Below are 14,569 nucleotides of genomic sequence, written 5' to 3'. Positions count from 1 at the left end.
CCGGCCGCCGCGCTACAGCGTCAGCCGGAACAGCGCGCCGCCCGACGGCGCGCTGTCGATCTCGATCGTGCCGTCATGCGCCAGCAGCACCTGCCGGCCAAGGCTCAGGCCGATCCCGCTGCCGGTCTTCTTGGTGGTGAAGAAGGGCAGGAAGATGTCGTGGCGCAGCGCCTCGGGCACGCCGGGGCCATTGTCCGCCACCTCGATCCGGGTGCGCCCGGCGCTGATCGCGGCGATGCTCAGCGACACTTCCGGCCGGTCGCGATGGCATTCGGCCGCATCCGCCGCATTGCGCAGCAGGTTGATGACCACCTGCGCCAACAGGTCGGGATCGGCATCGATGCGATGGTCGGCCGGGGTGACCCGCACATCCAGATGCACGCTCGCGCGATCGGCATCGGCCGCAAACAGCTTGGCCAGTTCATCGGCAAAGGGCCGCGCCGCGAACAACCGGCGATCGACCAGCGGCGGGCGGGTGATGGTGCGATAGGTTTCGACGAAATGCATCACCCCGTCGGCGCGCCGGGCCAGCGTATCGACGGCAGCACGGGCATCGGCGATCAGCGGATCGCCGCCATCGTCCGCCTGCGCCATCAGGTCCGACGCGGTGCGGGCGAGCGAGGTCACCGGCGTCATCGAATTCATGATCTCATGCGTCAGCACACGGATGAGGTCGCTCTGCGCCGCCACCTCGACCGCATTCAGCGCCTGTTGGATCACCTGCACCGCAATCACCCGCGTCGCCCCGCCCAGCCGGGTCAGGCTGGCGCAGCGGATCAGCACGCGCTGCGGCCCGATATCGGTCTCGATCAACATGGTCTGGCTGCGCCCCGGCTCCAGCGCGGTCAGCGTCGCGGCGAAATGGCCGCCATAGGGGGCATAATCGTCCGGCCGCACCCCGGCATGGCGGTTGAACAGCTTGCGCGCCGCCTTGTTCACCGGCTCGATGCGGCCATCGGGCGCGATCGTCAGCAGCGCGGCGGGCGCATCATCGGCCAGCGCCTCGTAGAAGCGCGACGCCTCCTGCAACCTTACCCGATCGTCGCGCAGCTTGCGGATGCCGCGATCGAGCGCCGCGCCCAGCTGGTCGAAGCCGCTGTCCGATCCCGGCCGGGCAAAGCGCGCCTGCAGGTCGCCAAACTCGATCGCCTCGACAAAGCGGGCCAGTTCGAAATTGGCGCGGCGCACATGATGCCATAGCGCCATCGCGCTGACCGCCGCGCCGATCGCGCACAGGATGCGCACGGCGCCAAGGTCCGGCGTCATCAGCGCCCAGGCGAGCGCCGCCAGGCAGGCCATGGCCATGACCAGCCGCAGCGCCAGGCCGATCGAGAAGCGTCGATCAAAGCCCATGTTTTTCCATGCGGCGATAGAGGGAGGCGCGGGTCAGGCCCAGTTCGGCGGCGGCGCTGGAGATATTATAGCCATGCTTCATCAGCGCGGTCTCGACCAGCCGCCGCTCGACCCGCTCCAGATTCATGTCGTCGGGCGGTGGCGGCGCCTCCACCACGGCGGCGCGGTCGATCCGGACCGGCTCCGAACTGCCATGGCTGCGCAGCGGGATATCCTCAATGCCAAAGGGCGCGTCCCCGGCCAGGATCACCGCCCGTTCGATCGCATGGCGCAGCGCGCGGACATTGCCCGGCCAGTCATAGGCGACCAGCGCCGCCATCAGCTCGGGCGCGATCGGATGCACCGGCCGGGCATATTTACGGGCATAGAGCGCATGATAATGGGCGACCAGCGCGGGAATATCCTCGCGCCGTTCGCGCAGCGGCGGCAGCACTATCTCGACCGTATTCAGGCGGAACAGCAGATCCTGGCGGAACCGCCCCTCGTCCGCGATCTGCCCGGCGCTCAGGTTCGTCGCGGCGATCACCCTGATGTCCACCCGCACCGGCTTGTTGGCGCCCACCGGCGTCACCTTGCGCTGCTCCAGTGCGGTCAGCAGCTTGGGCTGCAGGTGCAGCGGCAGATTGCCGATCTCGTCCAGAAACAGGGTGCCGCCATCGGCCGCCTGCAACCGCCCGATCCGGTCGGCCCGCGCATCGGTGAAGGCGCCCTTCACATGCCCAAACAATTCTGAATCGATCACGCTTTCGGCCACCGCGCCCAGGTCGACCGGCAGCATGATCCGCTCGGCCCGGCGCGATCGGCGATGCAGTTCGCGCGCGACCAGTTCCTTGCCCGTGCCATTCTCGCCTAGGATCAGCACATTGGCGTCGGTCGGCGCGGCACGGTCGATCAGTTGCTGCACCCGCGCCATCGCCGGCGATGTGCCGAGCAGCGGCGTCTCCCCCGCCGGCGCGGCCGCGATCATCGCCACCTTGTCCTTCTGCGCCACCGCCTTGCGCGATGCGCGCAGCGCTGCGGCCGTGCGCACCGTCGCCAGCAGCCGCTCGTTCGACCAGGGCTTGGTCACGAAGTCGGTGGCCCCGCGCTTCATCGCCTCGATCGCGACCTGCACCCCGGCATGGGCGGTAATCATCACGATCACCGCCTGCGGATCGCGCGCCAGGAAACGGCCCAGCCATTCGAACCCTTCCGCCGCATTGGTCGCCCCGCGCGAGAAATTAGCGTCGAGCAGGAACGCTTCGGGGGTCAGACCGGCGGTCGCGGCAAAGGCGGATTCGGGGTCGCGGAAGGTCAGCACTTCGCCAAAGATCGCGCGCAGCAACAGGCGCGCGGCCAGCAATATGTCGTCATCATCATCGATGACGACGCACAGCTCGAATGGCTTCTCCTGTGTCATCCGCCCCTCTGTCATCCGTTCGCTCCCGTACAGCGCCTGTCCGGAACCGTGCAATCAATATCCGTGCCAGACCCGTCACGGCCCGCATCCCGTCCCGCACATGCTCGCAAAAAGGCAACTGGCACGCCGCTTGCGAAGCATCCGGCAAAGGGCATGTGCCCCAAGTCCAGATGGAGACTGACAATGTATCGCCGGCCCGGCTCCTCGCTGTCAAAACCGCTTTCGATCCTGCTCGGCATCGCCGCCACCCTGCTGGTGATGGCCGCGCCGCAGGCCGCTTCCCGGCCGTTCGGCTGCGAAGCGCCGCGCCAGATGGCGGCCGAGGCCGGGCATCTCCGCTGCCCCGCGCGCGCCGGCACCGGCTGCAAGCCCTTCCTCGCCTGATGTTCGCTATCGGACAAGCAATGTTCGAAATCGGACAGTGGAGCCGCCGCCCATGAGCGTCGTCAGCATGCCGAGCGAAACGCCGCGGGCCGCCGCGCCTACCAGCGGCGGCGCGATGGACCGGGTGGTGGCGCGCAAGACCCTGCCGCTGCGCGCCAAAGTCGCGCTGGGCGCCGCCGTCGCGATCGCGCTGATCGGCACCGCCTGGTATTATATGCCCAGCAGCAACAGCCAGACCCTGCCGGCCGACCGCATCGTCGTCTCCACCGTCAGCCAGGGCCGGTTCGACGATTTCCTGCCGCTGCGCGCCCGCGTCACCCCGCTCATCACCGTCTATCTCGACGCGATCGAGGGCGGCCGGGTCGAAGAGGTGCTGGTCGAGGATGGCGCCACCGTCCAGAAGGGCCAGCTGCTCGCCCGCCTGTCCAACGCCGAACTGCAACTGTCGGTCCTCGCCCGCCAGACCGAAGTGACGCAGCAGCTCAATTCGATGCGCAGCCAGGAACTGGCGCTGTCACAGAACCGGCTCACCAACAACCGCGCCATGCTGGAGGCCGATCTCGACCTCAAGAAGGCGCAGCGCCAATATGAGCGGGAAGCGCCGCTGGCCGCGCGCGGTTTCGTCGCCGGCCGGACCTTTGCCGACACGCGCGACGACCTTGCCTATCAGCGCGATCGCCGGGCCGTCCTTGCCCGCACCCAGCAGACCGACGAGCGGCTCCAGACCAGCCAGCTCGCCCAGTTGCGCGCCTCGGCCGAAACCCTCCAGTCCAGCCTCGGCGTCGCCCGCGCCAGCCTGGAGGCGCTCAATCTGCGCGCCCCGGTCGCCGGCACCGTCTCCGCCTTCTCGATCCAGGTCGGCCAGTCGATGGCGCGCGGCGAGCGGCTGGGCCAGATCGACAGCCCCGGCCGCAACAAGCTGGTCGCCGGGATCGACGAATTCTATCTGCCCCGCGTCCAGCTCGGCCAGACCGCGATGGTCGACTGGAACGGCAAGAGCTATCGGATGAAGGTCGCGAAAATCTATCCGACCGTGCGCAACGGCCAGTTCGAGATCGACCTGCAATTCCTCGACGGCGAACCGCCCCAGATCCAGCGCGGCCAGACGCTCCAGGCCAAGCTGACGCTGGGCGATCCGGTGCGCGCGCGCCTCATCCCCAATGGCAGCTTCTACAATGACACCGGCGGTGCCTGGGTGTTCGTGGTGACACCCGACGGCGGCGAGGCGGTGAAGCGCGCCGTGCGCCTCGGCCGGCGCAACGCCGACTATATCGAGATTCTCGACGGGCTGGAGCCCGGCGAGCAGGTGCTCACATCCCCCTATACCGGGTTTGCCGACAAGGATCGGCTGGTCCTCGAAAAGAAGTGAAAGGCAAAGACATGACCCAAGCGTTGCTCAGCCTGCGTGAACTCAGCCGCGTCTATCGCACCGACATGGTCGAAACCACCGCGCTCGATGCGATCGACCTCGACATCTTCCAGGGCGAATTTGTCGCGATCATGGGCCCGTCGGGCTGCGGCAAGTCGACCCTGCTGAACATGATCGGCATGCTCGACAGCCCGTCGAGCGGCTCCTACCGCTTTGGCGATACCGAGATTGCCGGCCTGCCCGAACCCAGGCTGGCGGGCATCCGCAAGACGCATCTGGGCTTCATCTTCCAGAGCTTCAACCTGATCGACGAGTTGAGCGTGGCCGAGAATATCGAGCTCGCCCTGCTCTATCACGCCATGCCCGCGGCCGAGCGCAAGGCGAAGGTCGAGGCGGTGATGGACCGGGTCGGCATCGCCCATCGCGCCCGCCACCGCCCCAGCCAGCTGTCGGGCGGCCAGCAGCAGCGCGTCGCCGTCGCCCGCGCGCTGGTGTCCGAACCGCGCCTGATCCTGGCCGACGAACCGACCGGCAATCTCGACACCAGCCATGGCGAGGAGGTGATGAAGATGCTCCAGACTCTCAACGCCGAAGGATCGACCATCGTCATGGTCACCCATTCGCCCGCCCATGCCGATTATGCCAGCCGCGTCGTCCACATGCTGGACGGCCGCATCCTGCAGGAACGGCGCCGCGCCGCCTGATAGCCCAAGACGGAGAGACTTCCCATGTGGCGCAATTATCTGACGGTCGGCCTGCGGTCGCTGCTCAAGAGCCGCACCTATGCGGCGATCAACATATTGGGGCTGGCGACCGGCATGGCGGCCTGCCTCATCATCCTGCTGTTCGTCCGCAATGAACTGACCTTCGACGCCTGGATGCCGCAGGCGGATCGGACCTTCCAGTTCCAGACCTATTATACCGACCCGCATGGCGGCCGCGAAAACAACCTGCAGATGGCGCCCTATGTCGCGCAGGCGGCGCTGCGGAAGGATTTCCCGCAGATCGCGGCGGCCGTTCATCTGCTTTCGGCCGGGCCAGTCGTTCTGCGCAATGGCGTCGCGACCGAAGTGGACGACATGAAATTCGTCGACGGCCCGGTGTTCGACGTGCTCGACCTGCCGCTGGTGAAGGGCGATCCGCGTACCGCGTTGGCCAAGCCCGGCGACATGGTGCTGACCGACAGCGAGGCGAAGCGCCGCTTCGGCAGCGAAGACCCGATGGGCCAGACGCTGACGCTCATCTCGCGCGGCATCTCGACCGACTATCGCGTCAATGGCGTGCTCAAGGATCTGCCCAAGGCCTCGCACCTCAAGCTCACCATGCTCGCCCGCTATGATCCGCCCAGCTACTGGGCGCAGACACCCGATTTCCTCAGCCAATATGGCTGGCAATCGGGCTGGATCTATGTCCGGCTGAAGCCCGGCGCCGACGTCAAGGCGATCAATGCCCAGCTGCCGCAATGGGAAAAGCGCAACATCCCCGACCAGTTTTTCGGCGGCCGCCGCTTCAACCAGGGCGACGACATGAACTTCGCCCTGGTCAATGTCCGCGACGTCCATCTCGGCCGCGCCCAGAACGGCTCGATGACGCCGGGCAATGATCGCGGCTCGATCATCACCTTCGCCATCGTCGCCCTGCTGATCCTGGGCATGGCCTGCGTCAATTTCGTCAATCTCGCCACCGCCCGCGCCAGCCAGCGCGCGCGGGAAGTTGCCCTGCGCAAGGTGCTGGGCGCCAATCGCCGCCAGCTGGTGCTGCAATTCATCGGCGAATCCATCCTGGTCTCGGCGGTGGCGATGCTGGTCGCGCTGGCGCTGACCGAATTGCTGCTGCCACTGGTCAGCCGCTTCCTCGACGCGGACCTCAGCCTCCATTATTTCGGCAGCGGCGGCCTCATCCTGCCGATCATCGGCCTGGTGCTGCTGGTCGGCGTGGCCGGCGGCGCCTATCCCGCCTTCTATTTGTCCCGCTTCCAGCCCGCCCGCGTGCTCAAGGCCAACAAGTCGGCGGCCGATGCGGAAGGATCGGGCCAGCTGCGCAGCGCGCTGGTGGTCGCCCAGTTCGCGGTGTCGATCGGCCTCATCATCTGCACCGCGGTGGTCTATGCCCAGACCCTCTACGCCCGCAATTCCGATCCCGGCTACAAGCGCGAGGGGCTGATCCAGATTTCGGGCATCAGCCGCCGCCAGCTGGATCCGGTGCTCGACACGATGGTGCGGGAAATCGAGAAGGTCGATGGCGTGACCTCGGTCGGCCGCACCAATATCGGCATCAGCACCACCAACAACACCAATAGCGGTATCCTCGTGCCCGGCCGTGAAGAGCCGATCAGCATGGGCATCTATCAGGTCGACACCAAATTCTTCGACACGATGGGCATCAAGCTGCTCGCCGGGCGGAGCTTCGACATCAACCGGCCGATCGACGACATCACCCGTCCCTTCCCGGAGGTTCCGGAGGCCGAGCGGGCCTTTGCCGCGCGCGGCGCCAATACCGTGGTCAACGAACTGGCGGTCAAGCGCTTGGGCTTTGCCTCACCGCAGGACGCGATCGGCAAGCAGGTGCGCGGCGGCCTGGTGCGCGACGAATTTGGCGGCAGCGTGCCCATCACCATCATCGGCGTCGTCCAGGATTCGCGCTTCCGCTCGATCCGCGATCCGATGGACCCGATCTTCTTCCTCTTCGATCGCGACAATCATAACGAAATGCTGATCCGCTATCATGGCAATCCGGCGACGGTGCTGGCGCGGATCGAAAGCGTGTGGAAGCGGCTCGCTCCCGAAGTGCCCTTCACCGCCCGCTTCAGCGACGACATCGTGCGCGAAGTCTATCATGCCGAGGAAGCACGGGCCCAGGCCTTCGCCGCCTTCGCCCTGCTGGCGGTGATCGTCGGCTGCCTCGGCCTGTTCGGCCTGTCCGCCTTCACCGCGCAGCGCCGGACCAAGGAGATCGGCATCCGCAAGGTGCTGGGCGCCAGCACGGGCAAGATCGTGCAGCTGCTGGTCTGGCAGTTCACCCGCCCGGTGCTGATCGCCAACCTCATCGCCTGGCCGGTCGCCTGGTGGGTGATGCGCGACTGGCTCAACAGCTTCGACTCCCGCATCGCGCTGACGCCCCTGCCCTTCCTGCTGGCAGGCGGGCTGGCGCTGCTGATCGCGATCCTCACGATCGGCGCACACAGCTTCCGCGTTGCGCGCACCAACCCGATCCACGCGCTGCGCTACGAATGACAGAAAACAGTCCGGCCATCCTGGTGGATGACCGGCCTGCCTGTTTGCGGGACTGGCCCGCGCTTATTTCACCTGAGCGAGCGCCGCATTCATCCGCTTGGCGGCGAAGGGCGGCAGCTTGACCGCCTTGGCCGCCGTCACATCGGCCGCCGTCGGCTTGCCCACCTGCACCAGCGCCACCATGCCCATCGAATAATGGGGCATGCACTTGATGCCATAGAGGCCCGGCTTGCTGACAGTCAGCACCGCCTCCTTGTTCATCGCCCCCTTCATCGGCGTCGCGCCGGCCGGCAGCATGGTAGAGATGGTCTCGGCATTATGGCTGGGATCGGTCGGCTGGAAATGGATCACGTCGCCCGGCGCCGCCTTCACGAAGGACGGTTCGAACACCATCGCGCCATCGGCGCCCTTGTTCTTCATATGGACGGTGATGTCCTTGGCCGCGGCCGGCATCGCACTGGCCATGGCCAGGCCGCCGATGATCGCCAGCACCGAACGATGAAGCATTTACTCTCTCCCGAAAATCAATGGTTTGAACTACCCCGTTAGCGTGCAACATGCCCAAAAACGGGGGCCAGACAATTGACCTTTGGTCCTATCGGCGCGCGGGTTGTACGGGCTTCAGCTCGCGGCCCAGATCTCGCCAGCCGTCGGTCCCCTCGGCCAGCCACCAGATATTGCGATAGCCCATCACCCGCAGCCGTCGCGCCGCATTCCAGCCCATCCAGCAATCCGCGCGGCAAAAGGTGACGATCATCCGGTCGCGCTTCCCGCCGGTCAGCCGCGCAACCCCGCGCGCGAACCAGTCGGTAATATCCGGCGTCGGCGCACCCCGCCCGCTTTCGGGAAACCAGTGGGCGCCGGGGATGCTCTCATGCGGCTGCGCCAGTTGCCAGCGTCCGTCCGCCGCGCGATGGCCACCCTCGGCCGGCAGCACATCGATCAGGATCATGTCGATATCCGGCCGCAGCCCGGCGATCGCGGCCGGCGCGATCCTGCCCACCCCCTCGGGCGGGCGATGCACGGGTCCGCGATAATAAGCGATGCGATAGCCCGCCGCATCGAACAACTCCGCCTCCTGCGCCTGCATCTGCGCCTGCACTGGGCCCGGCACCAGCAGCAGCGCCGCCATCAGCCTCATCCTCGCCCGCATGCCACTCTCTCCAGACATCATGACCCAAGGTGCAATGGTAGCGTCTTTCGTCCGGCGCTAGGCATGGACTTTGGGAGAAGAGGATGAACAGGCGCAAGACCCTGACAGCCATGGCCATGTCCTGCCTGCTGGCGATCGGCAGCATCGCGCCTGCCCGCGCGCCCTATCCCGCCGATCCGCTGCGCTCGCCCATGTGGACCGCCCATGCGCAGACCATCTTCGGCGACGATCCGGTCCGCTTCGATCCGCGCGTGAAGGTCAGCTATCCCGAAATCGCGGAAAACCAGCGCAGCTTCCCGGTCGCGCTCGACGCGCGCAGCCTCGGTCCAGTCAGGCGCATGCTGATCCTCGCCGACCTCAATCCCATCCCGATCGCCATCGACTATCGGCCCGACGGCGCCGAACCTTATGTCGCCACCCGCATCAAGCTCGACCAGCGCACCCCGGTGCGCGGCGCGGTGCAACTGGCGGACGGCCAATGGCTGGTCAGCGGCGGCTGGGTCGATGCGGCGGGCGGCGGCTGTTCGGCCCCACCGGTTAGCCGGGTGAAGGGCGACTGGGCCCAGCATCTGGGCGAAATGCGAGGCGAAGCCTGGCCGATGGCCGATGGCGCCAGCCGGCTGCGCGTCACCTTCCGCCATCCCATGGACACCGGCTTCGTCGCCAATATCCCGACCTATCATATCGAACAGATGCGCGTGACCGGCGCCGACGGCGGGCTGCTCGGCGAGATGGAGATATGGGCCGCCGTGGCGGAAGACCCCGCCATCACCCTGATGCCCCGCGCCCATCCCGGCGACACGCTCTCCATCGCCGCGCGCGACACCAATGGCCGCGCCTATCTCGCCAAGGTGACGGTCGCCCGCCAGTCGCCCCTCCCCGCTGCCACCGGCGCGACCGGCCGATGATGCTCAGCCGCCGACAGGCGCTGGCCGGCATGACCGGCGCCCTCCCCCTGCTGACCGGGGCCGCAACCGACGATTATCGCATCGATCCGCAGCCGGTCGCCGATGGCCTCTGGATGATCCATGGCGCCGACGAACCGATGCTCTTCGCCAATGGCGGCGCGATCGCCAATATCGCGATCATCGCCACCCCGGCCGGCACGCTGCTGGTCGATGCCGGCCCGTCGATCCGCTATGGCCACATGCTCAGGAAAGTGGCGGAGACATTGACCGGCCAGCCGGTCGTGCGGGTCTATGTCACGCATCTCCATCCCGACCATGGCATGGGCATCGCCGCCTTCAATCCCGCCACCGTCGCCGCCCTGCCCGGCACGATCGCCGACATGGAACGGGACGGGCGCGGTTTTTCCGATGCGCTCTATCGCCTGCTGAGCGACTGGATGCGCGGCACCGACCTCGCCCTGCCGGGGCGGCGGATCGACCAGCCGGCGGAGGATTTCGGCGGCCGCCGCCTGCAACTGCTGCCGCTCGCCGGCCACAGCAATGCCGATCTCGCCTTGTTGGACGAACGCACCGGCACGCTGATCGCGGGCGACCTGCTCTTCCTCGACCGCGCGCCCAGCACCCCGACCGCGAACCTCGCCCGCTGGCGCGAAAGCCTGGATGCGCTCGCAAAGCTGCCGCACAAGGCGGCGATCCCCGGCCATGGCCCGTTCGATCCCGCCGGCACCCGCGCCATCGCGCAGACCCGCGACTGGCTCGACTGGCTCGACATGACGCTGCGCGCCGCCGTGCGGTCCGGCCTCGACATGGTGGAGGCCGGCACTCTCCCCATCCCCGACCGCTTCGCCACCATGGCCGCCGCCCGCTACGAACTGCAACGCAGCGTCGCCCACCTCTATCCCGCGCTGGAGGCGGAACTTCTGCCTAGGGTGGATCTGCCGGAGGGATGATCGCCGGGGATTTTCAATGGGATTCCAGCCCGTCCATGATGCCCTGCAACACCGCTGCCGACACCCGCAGCGCCGCCCGTTCCTCCGCATCCAGGTCCGGCGCCAGCACGCGGCTCACCCCCAGCGCCCCGATCACGCAGGGCAGGCTCAGATAGACGCCCGCCACGCCGCATTCGCCATGGGCCAGCGTCGACACCGGCAGCACCACCTGCTCGTCGCGCCGCACCGCCTCGCACAGCCGCACGATCGCCGTCGCCACGCCATAGCTTGTATGGCCCTTGCCATAGTTGATCGCATAGCCCGCCCGCATCGTCTCATGCGCCAGTTCGGCCCGGTCCAGCACCGCGCCGCCGCGAAACTGGTCCAGCGTCACCCCGCCGATCCGCACGCCCGAAAAGACCGCCACCTCGCTGTCGCCATGCTCGCCCAGCACCTGCCCCTCGACCGACACCGGCGCCACCCCCAGCCGATCGGCCAGCCGCCGGCGAAAGCGCGCACTGTCGAGCAACGTCCCCGTGCCGATCACCTGCCCCACCGGCAGGCCCGACGCGCGCTGCGCCACCTGCGCCATCGCGTCGACCGGGTTGGACGCGACGATCATCACCCCGGCAAAGCCCGCTTCCACCACCCGCCGCGCACAGTCCGCCACGATCGCGGCGCTGCGTCCGGCAACCGACAGCCGGCTTTCCTCGCCATGGGTGGTCGCGCCGGCCGTGATGACGACGATCGCCGCGTCGCCCGCATCCCGATAGTCGCCGCGCAGGACATGGGCCGGCCGCGCCAGCGCATTGGCGTCGGCAATGTCCAGCGCCTCGGCCTGCGCGCGCGGCCCGTCCGCATCGATCAGCAGGATCTGCGTGAACAGCCCGCGCAGCATCATCGCATAGGCGGCGGTGGCGCCGACATGGCCGGTCCCGATGATCGCAACCTTGTCGAACCGCACCGCCATGCGCCTTGCCTTTCGCTATTGCCCGACCGCCTCCGCCCGCGCCACCAGCGCCCGCGCCTCGTCGACATGCATCGCCTCGATCATTCGCCCCTCGAAGCGCTCGGCCCCGCCGGTCGCCGCCTCGATCAGCCGGCGCGCATCCGCCACCGCCTGCGCGTCCGGGCCGAACGCCTGGTTCGCCACCGGCACCTGCCCCGGATGTATCAGCGTCTTGCCGTCAAAGCCGAAGCCATGCCCCTCGGCGCATTCCGCCTCCAGCCCCGCCTCATCATCCAGCCGGTTGAACACGCCGTCGAACACCGCGATGCCCGCCGCCCGCGCCGCCAGCACCACGCTCTGCAGCACATGGACCAGCCCCGCCCGCCCGGCCGAGGGCGGAATGGCCAGATCCTTGCGCAAATCATTGGTGCCCACGAACAGCGCCGCGCAGCCCTCGCCCGCCGCGATTCCCGGCGCCGCCAGCACGCCCTTCGCGCTCTCGATCATCGCGATCACCGGCTTCTGCGCGACGGAATAGACATCCTTCACCTGCTTGGCATTCTCGACCTTGGGCAGCACCACATAGTCGACCGCGGTGCGCTTCAGCGCCACCATCTCTGGCCCATGCGAGGGCATCCCCTCGACATTGATCCGCACCGCCATCAGCCGCCCGCCAAAGCCCTCGCCCACGGCCTCGACCGCCGCGTCCAGCGCCGCCGCCTTGTCCGCGTCGGGCACCGCATCCTCCAGGTCCAGGATCACCATGTCGCATGCCAGGGTGCGCGCCTTGGCCACCGCGCGCGGATTGGACGCGGGCAGGAACAGCAGGGATCGGGCGTGGCGCAACTGCATCTTATGTCTCTCCATCACTTTGCCTTTTCCCGTTAACGAATAGCCGCCATAGTGATCCCCTTCTCTGGGGAGGACATATGGTGACGACCTTCGCACTCACGGTCACGTTTCTGGTGCTCTTCTACCTGGCGGTCAGCGTCAAGGTGGTGCGGCAGGGCTATCAATATACCATCGAGCGTTTCGGCCGCTTTACCGAGGTGGCGAAGCCCGGCCTCAATTTCTACCCCGCCTTCTTCTACGCCGTCGGTCGCAAGATCAACATGATGGAGCAGGTCGTCGACATTCCGGGGCAGGAAATCATCACCAAGGACAATGCCATGGTGTCGGTCGACGGCGTGGTCTTCTTCCAGGTGCTCGACGCCGCCAAGGCCGCCTATGAAGTGTCCGAACTCTATGTCGCCATCATGCAGCTCGCCACCACCAATTTGCGCACCGTGATGGGCTCGATGGACCTCGACGAAACCCTCTCGAAGCGCGACGAGATCAACGCCCGCCTCCTCTCCGTGGTCGATCATGCCACCAACGCCTGGGGCATCAAGATCACCCGCGTGGAGCTCAAGGACATCCGCCCGCCCGCCGACATCGTCAACGCCATGGGGCGCCAGATGAAGGCGGAGCGCGAGAAGCGCGCCAACATCCTGGAGGCTGAGGGCCTGAAAAGCAGCGAGATCCTGCGCGCCGAGGGCCAGAAACAGTCGCAGATCCTGGAAGCCGAAGGCCGCCGCGAAGCCGCCTTCCGCGATGCCGAGGCACGCGAGCGCGAGGCGGAAGCCGAAGCCAAGGCGACGCAGATGGTGTCGGACGCGATCGCGGCCGGCAATCCGCAGGCGCTCAATTACTTCATCGCCCAGAAATATACCGACGCGGTGCAACAATTCGCCACCTCGCCCAATGCCAAGACCATCCTCTTCCCGGTCGAGGCGACCCAACTCATCGGCACGCTCGGCGGCATCGGCCAGCTCGCCAAGGAAGCGCTAGGCGACACCCCCACCCCACCAGCGCCACCCGCCGCGCCACGCCGGGGCCCGTTCGGCCAGAGCCAGGGCTGAGGGGGGATGGCGATGGCGCCGCTGCGCAACCGGTCCGCCCTGTCAGGCAAAGCCGGCTGGCCCGCCACACACCCCATCGCCATCCCGCGCGCCCAAAACATCCCCACCATCCCGAAGCGCCCACCACATCCGTTCGCTTCGAGCCAAGTCGAGAAGCCAGCAGCGCAACGCTCGCCCCAAACACCGTTCGCCCTGAGCCTGTCGAAGGGCTCAGCCGAACGAAGTGAGGCCTTCGCTCCGCTCAGGCGAGGGCTTCGACAAGCTCAGCCCGAACGGACGAAAGCTGGCCCCACCCACCCCCGTCATTCCCGCGAAAGCGGGAACCCATCTCCCGCACTTTCCGCTATCCGCGACGCCAGAGCGATAGCGCCCCGCCGCCACCGAAACGACGCAAAAACACTCCACCCCACCAACCACAGGACCACCCCATGAACGACTGGCTCACCCTGCTCCAGGATCATTGGGCCTGGCTGGTCTTCGCCGCGCTGCTGGCCATTGCGGAGGTGCTGATCCCCGGCGTCTTCCTGATCTGGATCGCGATCGCCGCCGCTATCACCGGCCTCGCCGCGCTGGCGCTGCCGATCGGCATTCCGCTCCAACTGCTGATCTTCGCCGCGCTCTGCGTCGTCTCGGTCTGGGCCGGGCGGCGCTGGTATGTGGACAATCCGGTGCCCTCGACCGATCCCAATCTCAACGACCGCACCGCCCGCCTGATCGGCGAACTGGTGACCGTCGTAGAGCCGATCCGCGGCGGCGAAGGCCGGGTCAAGGTCGGCGACAGCGTCTGGACCGCCCGCGGCCCGGACAGCGAAGCGGGCACAAGGGTGCGCGTGACGGGCGCAGAAGGCGCGGTGCTGTGGGTGGAGGGAACCTGACCCCACCCCAACAAACCACCGTCATCCCGGACTTGATCCGGGATCCATTCGGCACGCGTCCAATTCTGTAGCAGGACACCTCCCCCACCCCGTTCACTTCGAGCGAAGTCGAGAAG

The 14,569-nt window shown here is 67.4% G+C and carries 14 protein-coding genes; 8 read left to right on the top strand and 6 right to left on the bottom strand.

Annotated elements, in window-relative coordinates; all coding sequences use genetic code 11:
* Nucleotides 1–12: 12 nt before the first annotated feature.
* Nucleotides 13–1,353 carry a sensor histidine kinase gene (locus tag AC13EK_RS19645; RefSeq protein ID WP_069336184.1) on the bottom strand — a complete coding sequence of 447 codons (1,341 nt, stop codon included), beginning with the start codon at nucleotides 1,351–1,353 and terminating at the stop codon, nucleotides 13–15.
* Nucleotides 1,343–2,767 (bottom strand): sigma-54-dependent transcriptional regulator, encoded by a 1,425-nt coding sequence (locus tag AC13EK_RS19640; RefSeq protein ID WP_483022363.1) that lies wholly within the window; start codon nucleotides 2,765–2,767, stop codon nucleotides 1,343–1,345. The genes AC13EK_RS19645 and AC13EK_RS19640 overlap by 11 nt, the downstream gene beginning before the upstream one ends.
* Nucleotides 2,768–2,935: 168 nt before the next feature.
* On the opposite strand from AC13EK_RS19640, the gene AC13EK_RS19635 reads away from it, so the two are divergent.
* From AC13EK_RS19635 to AC13EK_RS19620, 4 genes are read left to right on the top strand one after another with little or no spacing between them, the layout of a single operon-like run.
* Entirely contained in the window at nucleotides 2,936–3,136 is a 201-nt protein-coding gene (locus AC13EK_RS19635) for a hypothetical protein (RefSeq protein WP_004208062.1), read from the top strand.
* 52 nt (nucleotides 3,137–3,188) lie between these two features.
* Nucleotides 3,189–4,505 carry an efflux RND transporter periplasmic adaptor subunit gene (locus AC13EK_RS19630; protein ID WP_069336186.1) on the top strand — a complete coding sequence of 439 codons (1,317 nt, stop codon included), beginning with the start codon at nucleotides 3,189–3,191 and terminating at the stop codon, nucleotides 4,503–4,505.
* Nucleotides 4,506–4,516: 11 nt separating this feature from the next.
* Entirely contained in the window at nucleotides 4,517–5,209 is a 693-nt protein-coding gene (locus AC13EK_RS19625) for an ABC transporter ATP-binding protein (protein WP_004208064.1), read from the top strand.
* A gap of 24 nt (nucleotides 5,210–5,233) precedes the next feature.
* A complete protein-coding gene (locus AC13EK_RS19620; protein ID WP_069336187.1) occupies nucleotides 5,234–7,738 on the top strand; it encodes an ABC transporter permease in 2,505 nt (834 codons plus the stop codon).
* 63 nt (nucleotides 7,739–7,801) lie between these two features.
* On the opposite strand, the gene AC13EK_RS19615 is transcribed toward AC13EK_RS19620, so the two are convergent.
* On the bottom strand, nucleotides 7,802–8,245 hold the full coding sequence (locus AC13EK_RS19615; RefSeq protein ID WP_037512780.1) for a pseudoazurin: 444 nt from the start codon (nucleotides 8,243–8,245) through the stop codon (nucleotides 7,802–7,804).
* Nucleotides 8,246–8,333: 88 nt separating this feature from the next.
* Nucleotides 8,334–8,870, bottom strand: coding sequence for a rhodanese-like domain-containing protein (locus AC13EK_RS19610; protein WP_268801829.1), 537 nt, complete (start codon nucleotides 8,868–8,870; stop codon nucleotides 8,334–8,336).
* 104 nt (nucleotides 8,871–8,974) lie between these two features.
* On the opposite strand from AC13EK_RS19610, the gene AC13EK_RS19605 reads away from it, so the two are divergent.
* Both AC13EK_RS19605 and AC13EK_RS19600 read left to right on the top strand, forming a co-directional pair.
* On the top strand, nucleotides 8,975–9,799 hold the full coding sequence (locus AC13EK_RS19605) for a quinoprotein dehydrogenase-associated SoxYZ-like carrier (RefSeq protein ID WP_069336188.1): 825 nt from the start codon (nucleotides 8,975–8,977) through the stop codon (nucleotides 9,797–9,799).
* A complete protein-coding gene (locus AC13EK_RS19600) occupies nucleotides 9,796–10,749 on the top strand; it encodes a quinoprotein relay system zinc metallohydrolase 1 (RefSeq protein WP_069336189.1) in 954 nt (317 codons plus the stop codon). The genes AC13EK_RS19605 and AC13EK_RS19600 overlap by 4 nt, the downstream gene beginning before the upstream one ends.
* A gap of 13 nt (nucleotides 10,750–10,762) precedes the next feature.
* Here AC13EK_RS19600 and AC13EK_RS19595 read toward each other — a convergent pair whose 3' ends face one another.
* Nucleotides 10,763–11,698, bottom strand: a complete 936-nt coding sequence (locus tag AC13EK_RS19595; RefSeq protein WP_277788090.1) for a lactate/malate family dehydrogenase — start codon at nucleotides 11,696–11,698, stop codon at nucleotides 10,763–10,765.
* Between the two features lie 15 nt (nucleotides 11,699–11,713).
* A complete protein-coding gene (locus tag AC13EK_RS19590) occupies nucleotides 11,714–12,529 on the bottom strand; it encodes an HpcH/HpaI aldolase/citrate lyase family protein (protein ID WP_069336191.1) in 816 nt (271 codons plus the stop codon).
* A gap of 77 nt (nucleotides 12,530–12,606) precedes the next feature.
* On the opposite strand from AC13EK_RS19590, the gene AC13EK_RS19585 reads away from it, so the two are divergent.
* Both AC13EK_RS19585 and AC13EK_RS19580 read left to right on the top strand, forming a co-directional pair.
* The gene (locus tag AC13EK_RS19585) at nucleotides 12,607–13,578 is read left to right on the top strand and encodes an SPFH domain-containing protein (protein WP_037512791.1); all 972 of its coding nucleotides are present in this window, start codon (nucleotides 12,607–12,609) and stop codon (nucleotides 13,576–13,578) included.
* Between the two features lie 428 nt (nucleotides 13,579–14,006).
* Complete coding sequence (locus tag AC13EK_RS19580; RefSeq protein WP_069336406.1) at nucleotides 14,007–14,453, top strand: NfeD family protein; 447 nt, start codon at nucleotides 14,007–14,009, stop codon at nucleotides 14,451–14,453.
* The last annotated feature ends 116 nt before the right edge of the window (nucleotides 14,454–14,569 follow it).

It is taken from the genome of Sphingobium sp. L-44 (genome assembly GCF_056859495.1).
Note: the sequence above shows the minus strand (reverse complement) of the source record. Positions and strands in the feature narration are given on the sequence as shown.

Excerpts from the sequence above, each read along its gene's own strand:
- AC13EK_RS19610 (WP_268801829.1), bottom strand. The coding sequence starts at position 8,870 with ATGGCGGCGCTGCTGCTGGTGCCGGGCCCAGTGCAGGCGCAGATGCAG.
- AC13EK_RS19635 (WP_004208062.1), top strand. The coding sequence starts at position 2,936 with ATGTATCGCCGGCCCGGCTCCTCGCTGTCAAAACCGCTTTCGATCCTG.
- AC13EK_RS19590 (WP_069336191.1), bottom strand. The coding sequence starts at position 12,529 with ATGCAGTTGCGCCACGCCCGATCCCTGCTGTTCCTGCCCGCGTCCAAT.
- AC13EK_RS19585 (WP_037512791.1), top strand. The coding sequence starts at position 12,607 with ATGGTGACGACCTTCGCACTCACGGTCACGTTTCTGGTGCTCTTCTAC.
- AC13EK_RS19630 (WP_069336186.1), top strand. The coding sequence starts at position 3,189 with ATGAGCGTCGTCAGCATGCCGAGCGAAACGCCGCGGGCCGCCGCGCCT.
- AC13EK_RS19640 (WP_483022363.1), bottom strand. The coding sequence starts at position 2,767 with ATGACAGAGGGGCGGATGACACAGGAGAAGCCATTCGAGCTGTGCGTC.
- AC13EK_RS19595 (WP_277788090.1), bottom strand. The coding sequence starts at position 11,698 with ATGGCGGTGCGGTTCGACAAGGTTGCGATCATCGGGACCGGCCATGTC.
- AC13EK_RS19600 (WP_069336189.1), top strand. The coding sequence starts at position 9,796 with ATGATGCTCAGCCGCCGACAGGCGCTGGCCGGCATGACCGGCGCCCTC.
- AC13EK_RS19620 (WP_069336187.1), top strand. The coding sequence starts at position 5,234 with ATGTGGCGCAATTATCTGACGGTCGGCCTGCGGTCGCTGCTCAAGAGC.
- AC13EK_RS19625 (WP_004208064.1), top strand. The coding sequence starts at position 4,517 with ATGACCCAAGCGTTGCTCAGCCTGCGTGAACTCAGCCGCGTCTATCGC.
- AC13EK_RS19605 (WP_069336188.1), top strand. The coding sequence starts at position 8,975 with ATGAACAGGCGCAAGACCCTGACAGCCATGGCCATGTCCTGCCTGCTG.
- AC13EK_RS19580 (WP_069336406.1), top strand. The coding sequence starts at position 14,007 with ATGAACGACTGGCTCACCCTGCTCCAGGATCATTGGGCCTGGCTGGTC.
- AC13EK_RS19645 (WP_069336184.1), bottom strand. The coding sequence starts at position 1,353 with ATGGGCTTTGATCGACGCTTCTCGATCGGCCTGGCGCTGCGGCTGGTC.
- AC13EK_RS19615 (WP_037512780.1), bottom strand. The coding sequence starts at position 8,245 with ATGCTTCATCGTTCGGTGCTGGCGATCATCGGCGGCCTGGCCATGGCC.